Origin of the sequence: Nocardia sp. NPDC051321 (assembly GCF_044455225.1) — a bacterium.
Taxonomy (GTDB): Bacteria; Actinomycetota; Actinomycetes; order Mycobacteriales; family Mycobacteriaceae; genus Nocardia.
Window position 1 is genome coordinate 342845 of sequence record NZ_JBITEM010000012.1, and the last position, 18301, is coordinate 361145.

An 18301-nucleotide genomic window follows, 5' to 3' on the forward strand; every position below is an offset into this window, starting at 1 on the left:
GGGACGCGAACGCTTAGAACACCCGGTTGCTGTCCGGCGCGATCTCGAACCCGTGCCCGTCGTTGTCGTTGCTGCAGATGACGCTGAAAGTCTCGGCCCGGCAGGTGAATCCGTGCGCGCGCAGGGTGGATCCGGCGGGCAGCACCGGTCCGGCGACCTGCGGCCCGGTGTAGAAACCCTGGTTCACGCAAAGATATCCGGCGTCCTCGCCGACCGCGACCGCGGCGGCGGCCGGCGCGGTGCCCCAGCATTTCCGCATGTGCGGCGGCGTGGGGCCGGTCGCGCCCTGACAACCCGCGGTGCGGCGGGGCTGGCCGGTCGGCTCATCGAGGATGCCGCAGGTGATCTGGCGGTCCGCCGTCTGGAAGTAATAGCCGCCGGCGTTGCGGTACAGCACGGGGTCGGCGACGCCGGGCTGGGTCAGCGGACGGGCGGAGGAAGAGGTTGCTGGGTCCGTTTTGTCCGGTGCACCCAGGTACGCGTACAACAGGCCAGCGGTGGCAGCCGTCGACGCGAAAACCGCTACGTATGTGCGCATGGCCGCGAGTCTGCCGTGTGGAGTATGAGGTATGTCTGTATCACGCACGGTGTGTCGCCGCAAGTTAGCTGACTTCGACTAACTACTCGGGCTAACCGCCTGATGCCCCGCCCGCCGATCCGGCGAGCGGGGCGTGGGGTGGCAGGTTTCAGGACGCGAAAGCGCCGAGCACCGGAAGCCATTCGACGACGCGAACGTCATCGATCAACCGCTCCCTCGCGAACGGGTCCGCCGCGAGCAACGTCTGCAACGCGGCGGCGTCTTCGGCCTGGAACAGGATCAGCGCGCCGGACCCATCCGGGTACGGTCCGCTGGTCAGCAGCGCGCCCGCCGCGAGCTGATCGGCGAGCCAGCCGCGATGCTCGGGACGATGGGTGTCCCGGCCCGCGACCGTGGCCTCGGAGTAGGTGTAGTGAACGGCGAAGATCGGCACGTCGAATCGCTTCCTATGTCAGAGAGTGAGCAGCATCCGAGTATTACCGAGGGTGTTGGGCTTCACGTAGCTCAGGTCGAGGAACTCGGCGACGCCGGTGTCGTAAGACCGGCACATCTCCGCGAACACCTCGGCGGTCACCGGCGTGCCCTCGATCTCCGCGAAACCGTGCCGCGCGAAGAAATCCACCTCGAACGTCAGCACGAACACCCGCCGCAGCTCCAGCTCGCGGGCCACCGAGATCAACCGCTCCACCACGATCCGGCCGACGCCACTGCCCTTGACATCCGGATGCACCGCGACCGTGCGCACTTCGCCGAGATCGGCCCACAACACATGCAGCGCACCACAGCCGACCACCCGGCCGTCGAGTTCGGCAACCCAGAATTCCTGCACCGCTTCATACAGCGTGACCAGGTTCTTTTCCAGCAGTATCCGGCCGGCGTAGACGTCGACGAGGCGTTTGATCTCGGGCACGTCGGAGGTTCGCGCGCGTCGGACAACCAGTGCGGAGCTGTGCGCGCCTAACGGCACGCCTGGATGTGCGTCGCTGGTCGAACCACCTAGTGGTCCCCGAGAGTTCATGGGGTGCAGAGTAGTCGGGTGGGTTACCGATAGGCTGAACGTGTGCCACACATCCAGTCGTCCCGCTCACCGCATAATGCCGGGCAGCGCGTCCGGCATGACGCGCGCCGGACAGGCGCCGGTCATTGTCATGCTGTGTTAGGACCGGGGTGTTGAACGTGAGCGAGCGCAGCGAGCGAGCAATGTCGCAGCCGCCTTGTGCGCTCATGCCGGAGCCGAGCGCCAGCGAGGTGGAGGCGTGAGTGCACAGCCCGAAGAGATAGAGCGACGCTGGTCCGCGGCCAGTCCGGTGCGCTCCGGCATGGTCACACCGCACGCCGAACCCGTCGTGCCGCTGATGAATATCGCGAACATCCTGACCATGCTGCGGATCGCGCTGGTCCCCTTGTTCGTGGTGGCGCTGTTCGTCGACGGTGGGCACGAGACCGGGTGGCGGCTCGTCGCGGCCGCGCTGTTCGGCATCGCCGCGATCACCGATCGCTTCGACGGGCAACTCGCGCGCAAATATGGTTTGGTCACCGACTTCGGCAAGCTCGCCGATCCCATCGCGGACAAGGCGCTGATCGGTTCCGCGGTGATCGGGTTGTCCGTGCTCGGCGACCTGGCCTGGTGGATCACCCTGGTCATCTGCGGCCGCGAGGTGGGCGTCACCCTGCTGCGCCTGGCCGTGGTGCGCCGCGGCGTGATTCCCGCAGGACGCGGCGGCAAGCTGAAAACCCTTGTGCAGTCCCTCGCCATCGCGGTTTTGCTGCTGCCACTCGGCGGCTGGCTCGCCTCGGCGGGCATGGTGCTGATGTATGTGGCCGTCGCGCTCACCGTGATCACCGGTCTCGACTATGTCGGCCAGGCGATGCGGGTGTGGTTCGCGGGCGGGCCGGGCCGAGCGCGGGGCGCATGACGGCGACCTCCTCGGTGCCGATCGATCCGCTGATCGCGGATGTGCCCGCCGCCGACCTGGTGCACGCGCTGACCGCGGCGGGCCAGACCGTCGCCACCGCCGAATCCCTCACCGCCGGGCTGTTGTCCGCCACCATCGCCGGTGTGCCCGGCGCCAGCGCGGTGCTGCGGGGCGGACTCGTGGTGTACGCCACAGACCTCAAACACAGCCTCGGCGGCGTCAGCGACGAAGTACTGGATACGGAAGGTCCGGTCGCCGCCAGCACCGCCGAACAGCTCGCGGTCGGCGCGCGAACCCAGTGCGGGGCAGACTGGGGCGTAGCACTGACCGGTGTCGCCGGGCCCGACGCGCAGGATGGACATGCGGTCGGCACCGTTTTCCTCGGTCTGGCCGGGCCCGGGCACACCGAGGTGATGCGGTTGAAACTCCTCGGGGACCGGTGGACGATCAGGATCAGTGCGACGCACATCGCGGTGCGCGAGTTGCTGCGCTGTGTACGACGGCCGGACCCGAGTCCGGTCGGGCAAGGTGAGTGATTTGTACCGGGCGGGAACCAACCGGCCCATGTCCGACGTTGTGCCAGAAAGAACGGCGTGCGTGGCACTCGTGAGTGTCATGCAGGTCCCCTGACAGGGAGCGAAGGAGAACGAGATGACGCTGCTGCGAGAGGCCATCGGGGACAGTCTGCGGCGTGCTCGTCTCGCCCAGAGCCGGACCCTGCGCGAGGTGTCCACCTCGGCGCGCGTGAGCCTGGGCTATCTCTCCGAGGTCGAGCGGGGCCGCAAAGAAGCCTCCAGTGAGTTGCTGGCCGCCATTTGCGCGGCCCTGGATGTGCCGCTGTCGCGGGTGCTCTGGGATGTGAGCACGATCATGGCCGGCGCCGACGGCCTGCCAACGCGCACCCCCGCCGACGCCGCGGCCGCGCCGCTGCCGGTCGACGCGGAGCAGACCGCCGCCGCAGCGGCCGCGCCTGCCGCGGACGCGCCCGCCGCCGAGCCCGCGCTCGCACCCGCGAGTGCCAGCCTGTCGGTGGCCGGAGCGGGCGGGCGTCCGCTGCCGCTGGCCATGGACACCCGAATCGTCATTCCCGCACCGAAGGCCGACATGCTGGTCCTGGTGAAGGGCATGTGACACCGAGCAACAGGTGGCTGCCGCGGCAACGCTGCGGACCGGCGCCCGGAGCGGATAGATTCTCACTAGGCGTCGGTTGGGCCGGGTATACCCGGCCCAACAGCCGCATGGTGGAGGATAGGCATATATCGAGTGCGTGACGGTCGCGCACCGGAGCCGCGTCGAGGGCGCGGCACGTCAGATGGAGGCGGGATCAATCGATGGCTAATCCGTTCGTCAAGGCCTGGAAATACCTGATGGCCCTCTTCGATTCGAAGATCGAGGAGCACGCGGATCCGAAGGTCCAGATTCAGCAGGCTATCGAGGAAGCTCAGCGCCAGCATCAGGCCCTTTCCCAGCAGGCCGCATCGGTCATCGGCAACCAGCGTCAGCTGGAGATGAAGCTGAACCGGCAGCTCGATGAGGTCGAGAAGCTCAATGCCAACGCGCGCCAGGCGGTCACGCTCGCCGACCAGGCCGGTAACGCTGGCGACACCGAGAAGGCAATCCAGTACACCAACGCCGCCGAGGCGTTCGCCGCACAGCTGGTCACCGCCGAGCAGTCGGTCGAGGACCTCAAGGTGCTGCACGACCAGTCGCTGCAGGCGGCCACCCAGGCCAAGAAGGCGGTCGAGCAGAACGCGATGCTGTTGCAGCAGAAGGTCGCCGAGCGCACCAAGCTGCTCAGCCAGCTGGAGCAGGCCAAGATGCAGGAGCAGGTTTCCGCGTCGCTGCAGCAGATGGATTCGACGCTGTCGGCGCCGGGCTCCACGCCGAGCCTGGACGCGGTGCGCGAGAAGATCGAGCGCCGCTACGCCAACGCGCTCGGTTCCGCCGAGCTCGCGCAGAACACCGTGCAGGGTCGCATGCTGGAGGTGCAGCAGGCCAGCATCCAGATGGCCGGGCACAGCAAGCTCGAGCAGATCCGTGCGTCGATGCGCGGCGATCAGCTGCCCGCGGGTGGCGCGGCGCAGCCCGCCGTCAATCCCGCACCGGCCCAGACCAATCCGGCGCAGCCGCAGATGAACAAGGGCCAGGCCGCACAGCAGTAACGGTCGGACGCGCGGCGAGGACTTTGTCGGTGGTGGATGGTTCACTGGCAAGTACCGCACGGGTTCCCGGCGGGCCGGCCGTCGGCCGCACCGGGACCATGCTGGTCCGATCCGCGCTACCAGTGGGAGAGATGGCATGACTCGGGATAAGGCGCTTCCGGGCCGCAGGCGCGACGCGGCGATCGTGCGGGCGCAAGCCGCGCTAGCTCCGTCACCGGGAAGCCTGCCCGACAGTCTGCGCGAGGTCGGCGAGCACGCACTGGTCACGGTGCGCCGCTGGGCCGACCCGCGCGAACGGGAACTGCGCCGTCGGCGCCGAGCCCGCCGCCGCAGCTTCCAACTCGGCACCGCCTCCGGCATCACCACCGCGGGAGCCGTCGGGCTGGTGGTCCTGACGGCGCCCGCCTGGATCGTTGTGGTGATCGGTGGCGGCGCGGTCGCCCTCGTCACCGGCACCGCGCTCAGCGCCCGCCGCTACCTGCGGTTGCGCAACACACCACTGCCCCAGGCCACCTTCATTCCCCGCAAGCAGCCACCCCTGTGGTCTCGCGCGCGCGGACCCATCGCCCGACTGGTCCGCGCCGAACGCGCCCTGCACGGCCTCGGCACCCAGATCGCCCGCGGCAACCGGCTGCCCGACGACGAACTCACCGACATGCTCGAAACGGCACACTCCGGCTCCGCCGCGCTGCATGCCCTCGCCGCCGACGTCACCGCGATGGAACAAGCCCTCGGCGCCATGGGCCGCTCCCAATCCCCGGCGGCAGCAGGCCTCACCGACAACCTTCAGTTCGCCCTCGGCCGCCTGGACACCGGCGTAGTCGAATACGAACAGGTAGTCGCTGCCGCAGGCCGCATCCTCGCAGTACCTGAAAGCGCCGTCCTACGCCACAATTTCGACGCGATCGTCGCCGACCTACGCCACGCCGCCGACCGCCTCGACGGCTGGGCCCAAGCCCTCACCGAGGTCGCCGACCAACAGGTCCCGCTCGGGCAACCGGGGCAACACTGAGCGTCGCGCGGCACTGACATCGGCTATCGCCGAGATACGGTGCGGCCACCCTCCCTCGCGTGCAGGCGGCAGAGGGAAGGTGGCCTTTGGTCTGTCCGGCGGGAGGAGGTTGCCGGACAGACAGTCACCGGCGGGGCAGGGGCCGGCGTATCAGTAGCTTGCGGAGCGGGCGCACGAGAATGACTGCCAGCGGCACGAAAAGCGCTGTGGCCGTGAGTCTTACGATGTTCGGCGCGGCTGGGGGCCGGGGAGCGCGGTACGGCGGGCCCGGATACTGTGCGGCCAGGTAGCGAGGCGAAGTGCGATGTCCTGATGGGCGCGGTGGGTCGAGGTGTTGGCTCGTCAAGTGCTCGGGCGCGGTGTCGCGCAAGGGGAGGCACGGATGCGGACACCACGGTGTCGAGTGCTCAGGGGACGGCGCGGCCTCGCTCATCGCTTCATCGTCGTTGTTCGACGGGCATCGCTGTATCCGTCGAACAGTCGACAGAGTGCCGCGTTCGTGACCCGTGCGCTACCGGTTCAGCGCAGGGTGTCCTTGCGTCGCAAATCTTCGGCTCGGGCGCGCAGCGCGGCGTTCACCAGTTCGCGGCCCTCGGCCATCAGGTCGAGCACCTCCCAGGAGGCTTTGCGGGCGGCGCCGCCGACGATTCCGGCGATGGCTCCACCGTGGCGACGGGCCGCCGCCGCGAGTTCTTGGGCGAGTTCATTTTCCATCAGGCACCGACCGTCACGTGGGATTCAGTGTATGAGTGTGTGCCGAACATGGTGTGTACATAAGCCGACCATCCCTTCCTGACTGCGACTATCCGGAAAGCTGCGCGCAAGATCAGAGTACAACCGTACACTGACCGACCGCGCGGCCGGGAGAGCGCAAAACCCAAGCCTTTCGCGAAGCGTAATAGGCGGCGGGGCCGTCCGGAACTCCAACTTCGCCGGACCGTACTGCTCGTCGGCGACACATCGCCCGGTCCGGGGCCGATTTCGCCGTCGCGGCGTTTGGTGTAGATCACGCCGGGTAGTTGCTTTCATGTAGCTGATCGGCCGGATTCCACCTAAGGGATCGGGAACATTCACTACAAGGCAGGAGCAGTGAGATGCTTGATATTGCCTACCGAAAATCCGCGATCGACCAGGACACGCAACGGCTGGATATCAGCAGATACCTGGCCTGGGGCAGCGCCGAGGATCCGGTCCGACGTGCGCGGCAATCGCAGCGAATCGCCGAGGATCTCGACCAGTCCGATCAAAAGGCAAGTGCCTGAATCACTCTCATCGAACGCAACGCGGAGGAATCGAATCATGACCGGAATGCTGGAAGAACTCATCGGAAGCGCTGTGTACTCGCCGGAAGGCGACAAGATCGGCAAGGTCAAGCGGATCTACGTCGACAACACCTCCGGCGCACCGACCTGGGTGTCGGTGACCACCGGCATGTTCAGCGGTGACTCGCTGGTCCCGCTGGCCGGCGCTCAGCTGCGGCACGACCCGGAAGCACTGCAGGTGCGCGTCGAGAAGGAGGAGGTGAAGACCGCCCCGCATCTCGAGCACGACGGTCTGATCAGCCCCGAAGCCGAACGCGAACTGTTCGACCACTACCACATCGACCCGAACCGGGCCGGCATGGAAATGGGCGGCAAGCAGCAGATGCGCGGCGGTCGCCGCCCCGACGACCAGGGCATGGTGCGCTCCGAGGAGCGGCTGGCGGTCAACAAGCAGAACGAAGAGGCCGGCCACGCGCGCCTGCACAAGTACGTGGTGACCGAGGAGCAGACCGTCACCGTGCCGACCACCCACGAAGAGGTCAGGATCGAGCGCGAGCCGATCACCGACCGGTCGCAGGTGGGTCGCACCGACATCGGCGAGCAGGAGGCCGAGGTCACCCTGCACGAGGAGCGCGTCACGGTGCAGAAGGAAGCGGTGCCGGTCGAGCGGGTCCGCCTCGCCGTCGACGAGGTCCAGGACGAGCAGACCGTGTCCGACACGGTGCGCAAGGAGCGGATCGAGACCGAGGGTGTGGAGAACGACCGCCGCAACCCGCGCAATAGGTGACCCACGGCCCCTCGATTGATATCACTGGGTGAGGATCAGCTGAACCTGATCCTCACCCAGATATCTGCCGTCGGCGGCTCTGGTCGGCCAATCATTCAGGGTGGCAACGTCATCGGTAGGCCTGACGCCGGGTGTCGGTGCTCGTAGACATCAGTCAGTAGCCAGGCACTTGAAGCAATGCGTGCGGGGCTGCTACACCGGGTGTCCTGCGGCACGGTCGAACACGCTGAGCCGCCTTTGCTCACGCGGATCAATCAATCGCTCAGGGCAGCAGCGGTATTGGCGAAGTTGTCGTCGGCAGCGTCGTTCCGGTCACCGGAAGCGATGCGCGAGCGCTGCGACGTCGCGGTATCGAGTAATCCGCTGGGTGTTCGAATACGCTGGGCTACTTGGCTTTACGGTAGGACGCGTCGGATGTAGGTCTGGGTCGTGGCGGAGGATGCGGACCTCTAGGTCGACGGTTTCCGGGGCAAGGGCGGCGCCGAAGTGTTCGGTGAGGGCAAGTCGCAAGTTGCGCAGGCGGTCGAGTGCGTCGACCTGTCTGCCCGCCCGGTAGAGAGCCAGCGCGTGTAGCCGAGCCAGCGGCTCGTGCAACGGGTTTTCGCCCGCCAAAATGCTCATCTCCCTGAGGCATTCGAGACCGGCGCCGAGGTGCAGCGCGGCCGCCAATCCGGTGACGGTCAGTTCCAGCCGCCACGCATCCAGTCGCGCGGCTTCCACCGCCGCGTACGGCGCCCACTGCAGGTCGGCCAAAGCCGGTCCGCGCCAAAGTCGCCGCGCTTCGTCGGCGGCCGCGCCGACCTCGGCGTATCGACCGGCCCGCTGCGCGGCATGCAGCCGGTCCGCGATGGATTCGGCGGCGAGCAGGTCGCCGGCGACCATCGTCGTCCGGTAGCCCGCCGGGGTGCGCAGAACCGTTCCGCCGTACGCACCCAGTGCCGTCCGCAGTCGCGAGACGACAACGCGCAATCGTTCGATGGGACGCGAGAGTTCACCGTCGCCCCACAGGTCGGCGGCAAGTCGCCGGTCGGGGACGGGAACCCCGCCCGCGAGCGCGAGCCGGACCAGCACCGCTCGCTCCAGCGGACGGTCGACCGCGATCATCCGCGCCCCGTCGGTGACCGCCACCGGCCCGAGGACGCGCACCTGCGCGTATCCCGGTTCGGGTGCCCGGGTCGAGTAGACAATGCCTTGCGGCACAGTCATGTTCGCTCCTTCCTCTGATTCGATGGCGCGGGACCGACGACAGTGACTCCGTAGCGCGCGAATTCGGCCTCGACCTCCGCGCCGGACGGTCGTCGGGTATCGGCGGGCGGCAGTACGAGTTCGGTGGCCGCGGTGCCGAACCTCCGGTGCGCCCGCTCCACGCCCGCCGGGGTGTAGTGGTGCAGCACCCGTGCCGTGGCGGTGTGCACCGCGAACCCGTGTGGAATACCGCGAGGCAGCCACACCGAGGTACCGGGCCCGGCTTGGATGCGGGCCAGTCCGCGGTGCACGGTGAGCTCGCCGTCGAGGACGAAGCACAGTTCGTCCTCCCGCGAATGCAGATGGACGGGCGGCTCGTCACCCTTCGGCAGCACCACCTCGGCGAGCGACAGCACCCCGCCGGTGGTTTCGGCGCGCTGATGCCAGATCATCAGGCACCCGAACGCCCACTCCGCGATCGGCTGGTGCGGCCCGAGTTCGTGACGTTGTTCCGGCAAGGCATGGCTCCTCGATTGATAACACGATGTGATCCATGCTCGATCCGGTGAGCCGAGAAGGGAAACACCGATCGGCTGTCGGATCTACAATCCAGACTTGTGGATGTGGAACTCCGGCACCTGCGCGCTTTCCACGCACTGGCCACCGAGCTGAATTTCACCCGGGCGGCGGCCCGGCTACACCTGACCCAGCAGGCGTTGAGCAATCAGATCAAGCAGCTCGAAACCCGCATCGGCGCAACCCTTTTCCAGCGCAACAGCCGTCAGGTCACGCTCACCGACGCAGGCCGGACGCTGCTGGCCAGGGTGCCCGACATCCTGGATACCGTCGGCGCGGCCATCGCCGACACCCGCGACACCGAATCCGGCGAGCGCACCGAACTGATCGTCGGTATCCGCGGCGTTACCGGACTGGATATCACGCCCCGGGTGTTGCGCGCCTTCGCGGCCGAGTATCCGCACGTCGCGGTGACCGTCGGCAAGGTCGAATTCGACGACGCGAGCGCGGGCGTGCTGGCCGGCGCCTCCGATGTCGGGCTGATCTGGTTGCCCGCGCCGGCGGGCTTGGACGTGACGCCACTGCTGTCGGAGGAGCGGATCGCCCTGCTCCCCGCGGATCATCCGTTCGCCGCCGACACCGCGGTCCGGCCGGAGGATCTGGCCGTCCAGCCGTTCGCGTGGTGGACCGACAACCGCGATCTCGCCGCGCGCGACTTCATGACACTGGCCGACTACCGCGAGGGTCAGGCGACGATCGGTGCCGAGGTGGCCACCCTGGAAGACCTGCTTGCCGCGGTCGGCAGCGGCCAGGCGGTCGCGGTCTCGGTCGCCTCCGTTTCCCGCTTCTTCCCCTGGTCTGGTGTTATCACCCGGCCACTGGTCGATGTCGCGCCCGCGGTGCTGGCCGTCGCGTGCCGGGCGGGCGACACCCGCCCCCTGGTGGCGGCCTTTATCCGGACCGCGACGAAGGTAGGTGCCGACCTGGCCGCTGAGGGCGCGACCGAGCCGCCGGGTAGTACTCCCGGCGGGTAGGTAGTCAGGGTTCACCCTGATCTTCACCCGGATATCGTTGCTGACCTGGTGATTTATCGCCGCGCAGCTGTCAGAGTGGAACCTGTCGGATCGTGGGAGAGCGGTTCGCGGAGACTCTCGGAGGCTGGCAAATGTTGTGGAAGATTATCGGTGTCGTCGCGGTTGTCTGGATCGCGCTGGCCATCATCGGTGCGTTGATCAAGGGGCTGTTCCCGATCCTGGTGATCAGCGCCATCGTGTTCGGCCTGTACCTGCTGTACAAGGCGGTGTCGGGCAAGGACTCCTCGGTCAGCAAGCTGTAGCTTCCGCCTGCGGAGCGGCTCCTGCGCGCCGGGTAGCGCTGCGGAGCCGAGTAGGCGGTAGTCGGGCGGATCCAGGTGTGGCCGGGATGCCACCGGGAGGCGCGAGCGAAGTCGCGAACCCGCCCGACCAGGGGCCGTGCGCTCCCCGATGAGGGGAAAGCGCACGGCCCCTTCTATGTTTGTGTCTGGCCTGAATACGCGGAGAGGCGGACAAGTGCAGCTTTCGGAGGATTGGCAGCGCGCGGTGGTGATCGTCGCGCATCCCGACGACATCGAATACGGTGCCGCCGCCGCGGTGGCCCGATGGACGGGGCAGGGCAAGGACATTCGCTACGTCTTGGTCACCAGCGGCGAGGCGGGGATCGCGGGCCTGCCGCCTGCGGAATGCGGGCCGGTGCGCGAGGCCGAGGAGATCGCCTCCGCCAAAGCCGTTGGCGTGCATCAGGTGGAGTTCCTCGGCTATCCGGACGGACGGGTCGAGGAATCCTTGCAGCTGCGCCGCGATCTGGCCGCCGCCATTCGCCGCCATCAACCAGAACTGGTGGTGCTCTTCAACTTCGGCGACACCTGGGCGCCCGGCTACGCCAACAGCGCCGATCACCGCGCCGTCGGCCGCGCCGCGCTGGACGCCATCTCCGACGCGGGTAACGAGTGGATCTTCCCCGAGCTCGCCGAGGCACCGTGGTCGCCGCGTTGGGCAGCGGTGATGGGCCCCAAGGTAACTCACGCCGTCGACGTCACCGCGCACATCGATCAGGCCAGGGCATCGCTGGCCGAGCACCGCCGCTACCTGGAGGTACTCAGTTCGGAACCGGTGGACGAGCAGGTTCGCGCCATCGTCGACCGGGCGACCGGCCCGATCGAAGGCTTCCCGGCCGAACGTGCCGTCGGTTTCGAGCTCTACTACTTCAGCGACTCCGCGAACTGATCCACCCGTCGAGATCCGTTGTCACCCAGCCGAACCGACGCGCCCGAGGTGCGGGCACCCCGGTCGCGGATGCCTGCGAGGGGGAACTGATGTCAGCGGCCTCCCGGCACCGGTTCCCCATGATCTTGGTCGAGTTACCGCTGGGCGACCCGCCTGATCACCGGAATCCAGGAGTCGAGGGGAGCGACGATGAGGCCGACGACCTTGCCCGCGTCATCGGCACGGCGCAGGGCGAGGGCGGCGTCGAATTCCGGGTCGGCCTCGAACTCGGCGATCTCGGTAGCGTCCATCGGGCCGCCCTGCGCTACCAAGGTGCGCTGGCTGGAAGGGGACAGACCTGCGGTGTGTGCTGAATCCGTCGCTGCCAGATAGCGTTTCGCGACCACATGCAGCTCGACCAACCGTGCGACGCGAGCGTCGAGCAACGCGCGGATCGCGTCCGCCCCATGCCTGCCGTGGCCCGCGTCGTCGCCGGGAAACAGCTGATGACCGATGTCGTGCACCAACCCGGCGACCTGCAGCTCCTCATCCCACGGATACCGCTGCCGCAGCAATTGCGCGCACTGCCGATCGTGGTCGAGGATGTCGACCGGATCGCCGCTGCGGTCCGGCATATCCCAGACGTCCTCGCCGTTCGCCAGCAGCACCATCAATTCGTCCACCGTGGACACCAGCACGATCGCTCCACTCTCCGACACTAATTGGTCTAGACCATAACGCCGTGCGGATCGGAGGTCACGTGAAGTTCCGCTGTCGAGCAGGTGAAGACGCGGGATGCGGATGCATCCGGGCCATCGGGCCGTGTGGCAGGCTATGCGGATGCGAGTAGCCGTAGTCGCGGGGCCCGATCCCGGGCATGCGTTTCCCGCCATCGCGTTGTGCTTGCGTTTCCTGGCCGCCGGTGACGAGCCGGTGTTGTTCACGGCCCCGCGCTGGTTCGACGCCGCACGCGACGCCGGAATCGGTGTCCGACGGCTCAAGGGCCTTGCCCCACGCCCGGCCGACGACGACACCGACGCGGGCCAGCGCATCCACGAGCGCGCCGCGCACATCTCCACCGAGATCCTGCCCGACCTCGGCGCCATGCTGCCAGAGCTGGTCGTCTCCGACGTGCTCACCGCAGGCGGCGGAATGGCCGCCGAACGGCTCGGCGTGCCGTGGGTCGAATTGTCCCCGCACCCGCTGTACCTGCCGTCGAAAGCCCTGCCGCCCATCGGAAGTGGCCTCGCCCCTGGCGAAGGGCTGCGCGGACGGATGCGGGACGGGGTGTTGCGCACCATGACCGCCCGCGACATCCGCCACGGCCTGCGTCAGCGTGAACAGGCCCGCGAGGGCGTCGGCCTGCCCGCCACCGATCCGGGTCCGGCCGCCCGCCTGATCGCCACCCTCCCCGCCCTGGAGGTGCCGCGCCCCGATTGGCCGGACAACGCGCACGTCATCGGCCCGCTCTTCTGGGAACCCACCGACGCGATCCTGGCACCTCCGCCGGGCGACGCTCCGCTGGTGATGGTCGCCCCCTCTACCGCACACACCGGCGTGACCGGCATGGTCGAGACGGTCCTCGACGCACTCGCGGGTGCCGATGTGCGCGTGGCGATCTCGACTCTCGACACCCCGCCTGCGGAGCTACCGCCCTGGGCCACGGCGGGTTTGGGCCGCCAGGACGAACTCCTCACGCACGCTTCGGTAGTCGTGGGTGGCGGTGGTCACGGCCTGCTCGCGAAGTCGCTGACGGCCGCCGTCCCCGTCGTCACCATCCCGGGCGGTGGCGACCAATGGGAGCTGGCCAATAGAGCTGTCCGCCAGGGAAGTTCACTCCTCGTCCGACCGCTGACACCGGCCGCCGTGCGCGCCGCGGTCCTGGAGATCCTGTCGACTCCGCAGTTCGCCGCCGCCGCGAAAGAGGCAGCGTCGACGGCCTCGGACGTTGCCGACCCGATCCAGCTGTGCCACCGGGTCCTCGACACGGTCCGCGCGAGTTAGCGTGGCCGACTTCGACTGTCGTCGTTGCGGACGACCTGTTCAGGTAAACCGAAGCCACTACGACGTATTCGAGCACGACGCGTTCATCGACGGAGATCCGGACGAGTACTGCGGTGTCCCCGGGTGTCCGTCGGCTCCGGCCGTCCGTCAAGAGGAACGGCTGGCCGACACCGTCCGGGCCTTACTCGATGACTGGTCGGACGGTCCACCCGCCAATTGGGACAACCAGACCATCCCGGATTACCTCACGGCGTTGCTGAGTCAGCTCGAGAACGCCAACGGTCACTACGCCAGTCGGGGAACACCGATCCAGTGGAACAGCTGGGAAGTCATTCAGGAGCTGCTCCGCGCGGCCACCGTCGGCGAGTAGCGGGGCAGGTGGGGCTCGCGGGTCGGCGCGGGTATCTTGGGCACGGTGCGATTGACGGAGTTCCAGGAGCTGTTGCATACCCAATTCGGATCGGCTCGGGGCGATGCCCTGCTGGCCGATCATGTGATCCCGTCGTTGGGTCGGACGGGCGCCGATGCCATCGAGGCGGGGGTTGATCCGCGCGACGTGTGGCGGGCGCTCTGCTCGGAGTTCGACGTGCCGCGCGGGCGATGGTGAACGTGCCGGGCCAGGCGGTGGATCGGGACGGGCCGCTCTATCGGTTCGACGAGCGCGAGCGGATGATCCCGGTCGATCCGCAACGGCTTGCCGCGCGGCTGGCCAAGGCCGAGCCGGTCGACTTCGCCGGATTCCGGCAGACCGGCATCGAAGCGATGCTGCTCGGGCGCTACGACCAGGCCCTAGACCTGCTGGATCGGGCGCTGGAACTCGTGGACACCGAGGAACGCCGGATCACGGTGTGGATCAATCTCGGCGATGTCTATCGCTATCAGGGCGACGCCGCCACCGCCGAGACGCTTTACCGGCGAGCCGTCGAGCACGCGCGGGTAGCCGCGCCGGACGTGCTGTCATACGCCGTGCAACATCTCGGAAAGGCGCTGGCCGAACAGGATCAGCTGACCGAAGCGCATGCGTTGCTGCGTGAGGCGCTCGACTTGCGGACGGCCGAGGGCGATGCCGAATTGATCGAATCGACTCGGGTGGCGTTGGAGAGACTGCCCGCGCTGCCGATTCCGTTGCCTCCGACGGTCGCCACGTTGCTCGGTGACGCGCCGACCTGGTCGGCCGAGCACGAGGGGCGCAGCGGCGGTGTCGCGTTCGTCAACGAAACCTATTGGGTCAAGCGGGGACCGAAGGCCGCTGCCGAACACGAGCGGCTGAACTGGCTGCGCGACCGCGGGATTCGGCTGCCTGCGGTCGTCGCGTTCGACGGTGACGTGCTGGTGCTTGCCGACGCGGGCGCCGCGAGTCTGGCCGCGCGAACCGGTCCGGGTGCCGGCACGGTCATGGGCGAGCTACTGCGTGGGCTGCACAGCATTCCGGTCGCCGAGTGTCCCTTCGACGGACGGCTCGACGTGGTGCTGACGCAGGCGCGTCGTCAGGTGGTCGAGGGCTTGGTGGATCTCGACGACTTCGAGGAAGAAAACCGGGACCTCACCCCGGGCGACGTTCTTGCGCAACTGCTCAGCGAGCGTCCCGCCCAGGAGGACTTGGTGGTGGCGCACGGCGACTTCACGCCACCCAACGTGCTGGAAGGCGCGATCCTGCTCGACGTTGGCGCGCTCGGCGTGGCGGACCGGTACCGCGACCTGGCGCTTGCCGTGCGCGACCTACGCGACGACTTCGGCGAGGGCGAAGTGACCGCCTTCTTCGCCGCGTACGGTCTCACCGAACCGGATCACCGACGCCTGGAGTACTACCGCCTGCTCGACGAATTGTTCTGAGGCTCAAGGCTTCTTGGCGTAATGGCGGGCCGCCTTGGTGCGGTTGCCGCAGGTCGCCATCGAATGCCAGCGGCGGGTGCCGTTTTTCGAAGTGTCGTAGAAGAACAGCACGCAGTCGGGATGGGCGCACTGGCGGATGCGGTCCGGTGCCTCGGCGAGCAGGTGCAGCAGGTTGTCGGCCGCCAACCACGCGGGCAGCCAAGCGATGTCGGGGACATCGATGATGTCCTCGGGTCCGGCGTCGGTGAGTGTGCGCCGGATTCGGCCGTGGTCGAGGACCGCGTTCAGTGCGGTGTGCGTGGCGCTTTGCACCACGTCGTAGATGGCGGTGCGCGCCGCGCGGACCGCGTCGAGGGTCGCCTGGTCGGCGACCGTGCGGTCGGTCAGCCCTGCCGACGCCAGCCACACGCCGAGGCCTGCCACATCGGTGAGCAGGTCCTGCGGGTGTCCGTGCTGGTTCCACCGCGTGTCCAGCAGGTCGAGTGCCAGCGGTTCGCCGAGGTGGGGGCGTGGATCGTGCATGACTGAGGGTATCCAGCTCCTTCTGGTGGTCGTAACAACCACCGGTCCTCTAACCGGTTAATTGGAGTTTACAGGTTGACTGGGTGGCGTGATCGTGGTTATCGTCTAACCAGTAAAACCGCTAAAGACGGTTTGCCGCTAGAGGAGGACTACATGACAACGGTCGCCGCGCCCCAGCTCGCCACCGGACATATCGGCCTGAACGTCTCCGACCTGGACCGCTCGGTCGATTTCTATCGCGGCGCGTTGGGTTTCGAGCAGCTCACCGCGGGCGCCGACGGCGACCGGAAATGGGCGTTCCTCGGTGTGGGCGGCAAGCTCTCGCTGACGCTATGGCAGCAGAGCGCTGGTGTGTTCTCCGCTGAAACCCCTGGCCTGCATCATCTTTCGTTCCAGGTCGAGACCATCGACCAGGTGCGCGCGATCGAGGCGGCGCTGCGCGAGCGGTCGGTGGCCATCATCCACGACGGCGTCGTCGCGCACGGCGAGGGCACGGCCTCCGGCGGCATCTTCTTCACCGACCCCGACGGCATCCGGCTCGAGGTCTACGCGCCGACCGGCGCCGAGTCCGCACCCGCGCCCAGCGGCGCGGCGCCGACCTGTGGATTCTTCTGAGCCGCAGTGCTGTTGAACGTTCCGGCGGCGCACGCCGTCGTCGGAGCGTTTCTCGTGACAGGAGTATTACGATGGCGCCCTTCCATTCCGGTGAACTCGCCGTCCAGCAGCGCATGGGTCAGGCGGATATCGCCGACCGGGTCGGCCGGTCGATCCGCGCCGACATTCCGGCCGTCGCCGCCTCTTTCCTGGCCGAGCAGCCCATGGTGGTGATCGCCGCCGCCGACGCCGCGGGCAGGCTGTGGGCGAGTGAACTGGTCGGACCGCCCGGCTTCCTGCACGCCCTCGACGCGGACACCATCGCCGTCGACGCGCGGCCCACCGCGGGAGATCCGTTGCGGGAGGCGCTGACCCACCCCGCTCGGATCGGCATGATCGCCCTGCAGCCACAGCGGCGCAGGCGGATGCGCGTCAACGGCTCGGCGACGGCGGTGGACGGCGGCTTACGCATCGAGACCGAGCAGGTCTACGCGAACTGCCCGAAGTACATCACCCGCAGGCACATCGAGTCGTATCAGCCGGATGCCGAACCGCCGCTGCCACGGCACGGCACCGCACTCGACGCGCGCCAGCAGGCGGCGATCGCGGCGGCGGACGCGTTCTTCGTCGCCACCGCCGACGCCGAGGGCAACGCCGACGCCTCGCATCGCGGCGGCAATCCCGGCTTCCTCCAGGTGCTTTCGCCGACCCGGCTGCGCTGGCCCGACTACCGGGGCAACTCGATGTTCATGACGCTCGGGAACATCGCGGTGAACCCGCGCTGTGGCATCCTCATCCCCGACTGGGCCACCGGCGGCACCCTCCAACTCACCGGCACCGCCGAGTTGGCCTGGGCACCGGAAACTTTCGCCGTCGGTGCGCAATGCTCGATCGACTTCACCGTCACCGAAGTCGTCGAGCGCTCCGGTGCGGGTCCGCTGCGCTGGGGCCCACCCGAACTCTCGCCGGTCAACCCATGAAGAACGGAGTCATTCGTGCGCCCTCCACTGCCACCCTTCGATCTCGAATCCGCAAAGGCCAAGGTGCTCGCCGCCGAAAACGCCTGGAACACCCGCGATCCCGCGAAGGTCGCCGCCGCCTACACCGAGGACTCGGTGTGGCGTAACCGAGACGAGTTCTTCACCGGCCGCCCCGCCATCATCGAATTCCTCACCCGCAAATGGGCTTCGGAAACCGGCTACGCGCTCCGCAAAGACCTCTGGGCCTTCGAAGGCAACCGCATCGCCGTGCGCTTCCAATACGAATGGCACAACGAATCCGGCCAATGGTGGCGCAGCTACGGCAACGAACAGTGGGAGTTCGCGCCCGACGGCCTGATGTCGCGCCGCGAGGCCAGCATCAACGACGTCGCCATCCCCGAATCCGCCCGTCGCATCTTCGGCCCCCGCGAACCAGGTGACGACACGCCCCTACCCCAGCAGTAGCTCGCCCAACGGGACATGGTGGCGGCAAAGTTCGAGTAAGCCCGCCACCATGTCCCGTTTGATCATGACCCGGCGCCCGTTTGGCGATAGCCCCACCCGTTTCTCGGGAGCTTGACGCGACGGGATACGTGTTGCGTCGCGGAGCCGCGACCAAGATCAGGGGGAATTGGTGCTGGCATTTGCCCAACTTGGGTTCAAGGGGTGGATGCAACACCGATGAGAATCGAGCTGTTGTATGCCTCAGCAGAGTCTGCCGCGGTCGTTGCGGCGAGTGTTCTGGGA

25 protein-coding genes are annotated in these 18301 nt (G+C 67.9%); 17 read left to right on the top strand and 8 right to left on the bottom strand.

Translation table 11 applies throughout. The features are described from left to right. Nucleotides 1–13: 13 nt before the first annotated feature. The 3 genes from ACIA8C_RS29480 to ACIA8C_RS29490 all read right to left on the bottom strand — a co-directional run bounded on the left by ACIA8C_RS29480 (nucleotide 14) and on the right by ACIA8C_RS29490 (nucleotide 1556). The gene (locus ACIA8C_RS29480) at nucleotides 14–538 is read right to left on the bottom strand and encodes a hypothetical protein (protein WP_397140229.1); all 525 of its coding nucleotides are present in this window, start codon (nucleotides 536–538) and stop codon (nucleotides 14–16) included. Nucleotides 539–686: 148 nt separating this feature from the next. Continuing rightward, nucleotides 687–971: a YciI family protein gene (locus ACIA8C_RS29485; RefSeq protein WP_397140231.1), complete on the bottom strand. Its 285-nt coding sequence runs from the start codon at nucleotides 969–971 to the stop codon at nucleotides 687–689. An 18-nt stretch (nucleotides 972–989) separates the two neighbouring features. After that, complete coding sequence (locus tag ACIA8C_RS29490) at nucleotides 990–1556, bottom strand: amino-acid N-acetyltransferase (protein WP_397140233.1); 567 nt, start codon at nucleotides 1554–1556, stop codon at nucleotides 990–992. A 238-nt stretch (nucleotides 1557–1794) separates the two neighbouring features. Between ACIA8C_RS29490 and pgsA the strand changes: the two genes are divergently transcribed. The 5 genes from pgsA (at nucleotide 1795) to ACIA8C_RS29515 (ending at nucleotide 5628) form a co-directional block, all read left to right on the top strand. Next, the gene (gene pgsA, locus ACIA8C_RS29495; protein WP_397140235.1) at nucleotides 1795–2454 is read left to right on the top strand and encodes a CDP-diacylglycerol--glycerol-3-phosphate 3-phosphatidyltransferase; all 660 of its coding nucleotides are present in this window, start codon (nucleotides 1795–1797) and stop codon (nucleotides 2452–2454) included. Beyond that, on the top strand, nucleotides 2451–2990 hold the full coding sequence (locus ACIA8C_RS29500) for a CinA family protein (RefSeq protein ID WP_397140237.1): 540 nt from the start codon (nucleotides 2451–2453) through the stop codon (nucleotides 2988–2990). Before pgsA ends, ACIA8C_RS29500 begins: the two co-directional genes overlap by 4 nt. Nucleotides 2991–3105: 115 nt before the next feature. Next, complete coding sequence (locus ACIA8C_RS29505) at nucleotides 3106–3585, top strand: helix-turn-helix domain-containing protein (protein ID WP_397140239.1); 480 nt, start codon at nucleotides 3106–3108, stop codon at nucleotides 3583–3585. Nucleotides 3586–3785: 200 nt separating this feature from the next. Then, on the top strand, nucleotides 3786–4616 hold the full coding sequence (locus ACIA8C_RS29510; RefSeq protein WP_397140241.1) for a PspA/IM30 family protein: 831 nt from the start codon (nucleotides 3786–3788) through the stop codon (nucleotides 4614–4616). A gap of 136 nt (nucleotides 4617–4752) precedes the next feature. Beyond that, nucleotides 4753–5628 (top strand): hypothetical protein, encoded by an 876-nt coding sequence (locus tag ACIA8C_RS29515; RefSeq protein ID WP_397140243.1) that lies wholly within the window; start codon nucleotides 4753–4755, stop codon nucleotides 5626–5628. 519 nt (nucleotides 5629–6147) lie between these two features. Here ACIA8C_RS29515 and ACIA8C_RS29520 read toward each other — a convergent pair. Continuing rightward, nucleotides 6148–6342: a hypothetical protein gene (locus ACIA8C_RS29520; protein ID WP_396992465.1), complete on the bottom strand. Its 195-nt coding sequence runs from the start codon at nucleotides 6340–6342 to the stop codon at nucleotides 6148–6150. A gap of 380 nt (nucleotides 6343–6722) precedes the next feature. Here ACIA8C_RS29520 and ACIA8C_RS29525 point away from each other — a divergent pair, with 380 nt between their 5' ends. Further along, on the top strand, nucleotides 6723–6890 hold the full coding sequence (locus tag ACIA8C_RS29525; RefSeq protein WP_397140245.1) for a hypothetical protein: 168 nt from the start codon (nucleotides 6723–6725) through the stop codon (nucleotides 6888–6890). 37 nt (nucleotides 6891–6927) lie between these two features. Further along, nucleotides 6928–7677, top strand: a complete 750-nt coding sequence (locus tag ACIA8C_RS29530) for a DUF2382 domain-containing protein (RefSeq protein WP_397140247.1) — start codon at nucleotides 6928–6930, stop codon at nucleotides 7675–7677. Nucleotides 7678–7989: 312 nt separating this feature from the next. Here ACIA8C_RS29530 and ACIA8C_RS29535 read toward each other — a convergent pair whose 3' ends face one another. Beyond that, entirely contained in the window at nucleotides 7990–8883 is an 894-nt protein-coding gene (locus ACIA8C_RS29535; RefSeq protein WP_397140249.1) for a BTAD domain-containing putative transcriptional regulator, read from the bottom strand. Then, entirely contained in the window at nucleotides 8880–9380 is a 501-nt protein-coding gene (locus tag ACIA8C_RS29540; protein ID WP_397140251.1) for a cupin domain-containing protein, read from the bottom strand. The genes ACIA8C_RS29535 and ACIA8C_RS29540 overlap by 4 nt, the downstream gene beginning before the upstream one ends. Nucleotides 9381–9479: 99 nt before the next feature. Here ACIA8C_RS29540 and ACIA8C_RS29545 point away from each other — a divergent pair, with 99 nt between their 5' ends. From ACIA8C_RS29545 to ACIA8C_RS29555, 3 genes are all read left to right on the top strand, one after another. Continuing rightward, a complete protein-coding gene (locus ACIA8C_RS29545; protein ID WP_397140253.1) occupies nucleotides 9480–10412 on the top strand; it encodes a LysR substrate-binding domain-containing protein in 933 nt (310 codons plus the stop codon). A gap of 131 nt (nucleotides 10413–10543) precedes the next feature. Then, on the top strand, nucleotides 10544–10714 hold the full coding sequence (locus ACIA8C_RS29550) for a hypothetical protein (RefSeq protein ID WP_396992471.1): 171 nt from the start codon (nucleotides 10544–10546) through the stop codon (nucleotides 10712–10714). A gap of 214 nt (nucleotides 10715–10928) precedes the next feature. After that, complete coding sequence (locus ACIA8C_RS29555) at nucleotides 10929–11642, top strand: PIG-L deacetylase family protein (protein WP_397140255.1); 714 nt, start codon at nucleotides 10929–10931, stop codon at nucleotides 11640–11642. 134 nt (nucleotides 11643–11776) lie between these two features. Here the strand turns inward: ACIA8C_RS29555 and ACIA8C_RS29560 are convergent, their stop codons facing one another. After that, nucleotides 11777–12340 carry an HD domain-containing protein gene (locus ACIA8C_RS29560; RefSeq protein ID WP_397140257.1) on the bottom strand — a complete coding sequence of 188 codons (564 nt, stop codon included), beginning with the start codon at nucleotides 12338–12340 and terminating at the stop codon, nucleotides 11777–11779. A 121-nt stretch (nucleotides 12341–12461) separates the two neighbouring features. Here ACIA8C_RS29560 and ACIA8C_RS29565 point away from each other — a divergent pair, with 121 nt between their 5' ends. The 4 genes from ACIA8C_RS29565 to ACIA8C_RS29580 are packed head-to-tail and all read left to right on the top strand — an operon-like array spanning nucleotide 12462 to nucleotide 15458. Then, a complete protein-coding gene (locus ACIA8C_RS29565; RefSeq protein ID WP_397140259.1) occupies nucleotides 12462–13625 on the top strand; it encodes a glycosyltransferase in 1164 nt (387 codons plus the stop codon). A gap of 1 nt (nucleotide 13626) precedes the next feature. Further along, nucleotides 13627–13995, top strand: coding sequence for a hypothetical protein (locus tag ACIA8C_RS29570; protein ID WP_397140261.1), 369 nt, complete (start codon nucleotides 13627–13629; stop codon nucleotides 13993–13995). 45 nt (nucleotides 13996–14040) lie between these two features. After that, nucleotides 14041–14232, top strand: coding sequence for a DUF3046 domain-containing protein (locus ACIA8C_RS29575; protein WP_147140017.1), 192 nt, complete (start codon nucleotides 14041–14043; stop codon nucleotides 14230–14232). After that, entirely contained in the window at nucleotides 14226–15458 is a 1233-nt protein-coding gene (locus ACIA8C_RS29580) for a phosphotransferase (protein WP_397140263.1), read from the top strand. The genes ACIA8C_RS29575 and ACIA8C_RS29580 overlap by 7 nt, the downstream gene beginning before the upstream one ends. A gap of 3 nt (nucleotides 15459–15461) precedes the next feature. Here ACIA8C_RS29580 and ACIA8C_RS29585 read toward each other — a convergent pair whose 3' ends face one another. Further along, entirely contained in the window at nucleotides 15462–15980 is a 519-nt protein-coding gene (locus tag ACIA8C_RS29585) for a CGNR zinc finger domain-containing protein (protein WP_397140265.1), read from the bottom strand. 153 nt (nucleotides 15981–16133) lie between these two features. Here ACIA8C_RS29585 and ACIA8C_RS29590 point away from each other — a divergent pair, with 153 nt between their 5' ends. From ACIA8C_RS29590 to ACIA8C_RS29600, 3 genes are all read left to right on the top strand, one after another. Then, nucleotides 16134–16595, top strand: a complete 462-nt coding sequence (locus ACIA8C_RS29590; RefSeq protein WP_397140267.1) for a VOC family protein — start codon at nucleotides 16134–16136, stop codon at nucleotides 16593–16595. Between the two features lie 71 nt (nucleotides 16596–16666). Then, entirely contained in the window at nucleotides 16667–17554 is an 888-nt protein-coding gene (locus ACIA8C_RS29595; RefSeq protein ID WP_397140269.1) for a pyridoxamine 5'-phosphate oxidase family protein, read from the top strand. A gap of 15 nt (nucleotides 17555–17569) precedes the next feature. Beyond that, nucleotides 17570–18019, top strand: a complete 450-nt coding sequence (locus ACIA8C_RS29600; RefSeq protein ID WP_397140271.1) for a nuclear transport factor 2 family protein — start codon at nucleotides 17570–17572, stop codon at nucleotides 18017–18019. Nucleotides 18020–18301 lie beyond the last annotated feature (282 nt).

What these genes read in the sequence shown, in the direction of transcription:
- ACIA8C_RS29480 (WP_397140229.1), bottom strand. Translation starts at nt 538, where the DNA reads ATGCGCACATACGTAGCGGTTTTCGCGTCGACGGCTGCCACCGCTGGC.
- ACIA8C_RS29490 (WP_397140233.1), bottom strand. Translation starts at nt 1,556, where the DNA reads ATGAACTCTCGGGGACCACTAGGTGGTTCGACCAGCGACGCACATCCA.
- ACIA8C_RS29500 (WP_397140237.1), top strand. Translation starts at nt 2,451, where the DNA reads ATGACGGCGACCTCCTCGGTGCCGATCGATCCGCTGATCGCGGATGTG.
- ACIA8C_RS29505 (WP_397140239.1), top strand. Translation starts at nt 3,106, where the DNA reads ATGACGCTGCTGCGAGAGGCCATCGGGGACAGTCTGCGGCGTGCTCGT.
- ACIA8C_RS29510 (WP_397140241.1), top strand. Translation starts at nt 3,786, where the DNA reads ATGGCTAATCCGTTCGTCAAGGCCTGGAAATACCTGATGGCCCTCTTC.
- ACIA8C_RS29515 (WP_397140243.1), top strand. Translation starts at nt 4,753, where the DNA reads ATGACTCGGGATAAGGCGCTTCCGGGCCGCAGGCGCGACGCGGCGATC.
- ACIA8C_RS29520 (WP_396992465.1), bottom strand. Translation starts at nt 6,342, where the DNA reads ATGGAAAATGAACTCGCCCAAGAACTCGCGGCGGCGGCCCGTCGCCAC.
- ACIA8C_RS29525 (WP_397140245.1), top strand. Translation starts at nt 6,723, where the DNA reads ATGCTTGATATTGCCTACCGAAAATCCGCGATCGACCAGGACACGCAA.
- ACIA8C_RS29530 (WP_397140247.1), top strand. Translation starts at nt 6,928, where the DNA reads ATGACCGGAATGCTGGAAGAACTCATCGGAAGCGCTGTGTACTCGCCG.
- ACIA8C_RS29535 (WP_397140249.1), bottom strand. Translation starts at nt 8,883, where the DNA reads ATGACTGTGCCGCAAGGCATTGTCTACTCGACCCGGGCACCCGAACCG.
- ACIA8C_RS29550 (WP_396992471.1), top strand. Translation starts at nt 10,544, where the DNA reads ATGTTGTGGAAGATTATCGGTGTCGTCGCGGTTGTCTGGATCGCGCTG.
- ACIA8C_RS29565 (WP_397140259.1), top strand. Translation starts at nt 12,462, where the DNA reads ATGCGAGTAGCCGTAGTCGCGGGGCCCGATCCCGGGCATGCGTTTCCC.
- ACIA8C_RS29580 (WP_397140263.1), top strand. Translation starts at nt 14,226, where the DNA reads ATGGTGAACGTGCCGGGCCAGGCGGTGGATCGGGACGGGCCGCTCTAT.
- ACIA8C_RS29585 (WP_397140265.1), bottom strand. Translation starts at nt 15,980, where the DNA reads ATGCACGATCCACGCCCCCACCTCGGCGAACCGCTGGCACTCGACCTG.
- ACIA8C_RS29590 (WP_397140267.1), top strand. Translation starts at nt 16,134, where the DNA reads ATGACAACGGTCGCCGCGCCCCAGCTCGCCACCGGACATATCGGCCTG.
- ACIA8C_RS29595 (WP_397140269.1), top strand. Translation starts at nt 16,667, where the DNA reads ATGGCGCCCTTCCATTCCGGTGAACTCGCCGTCCAGCAGCGCATGGGT.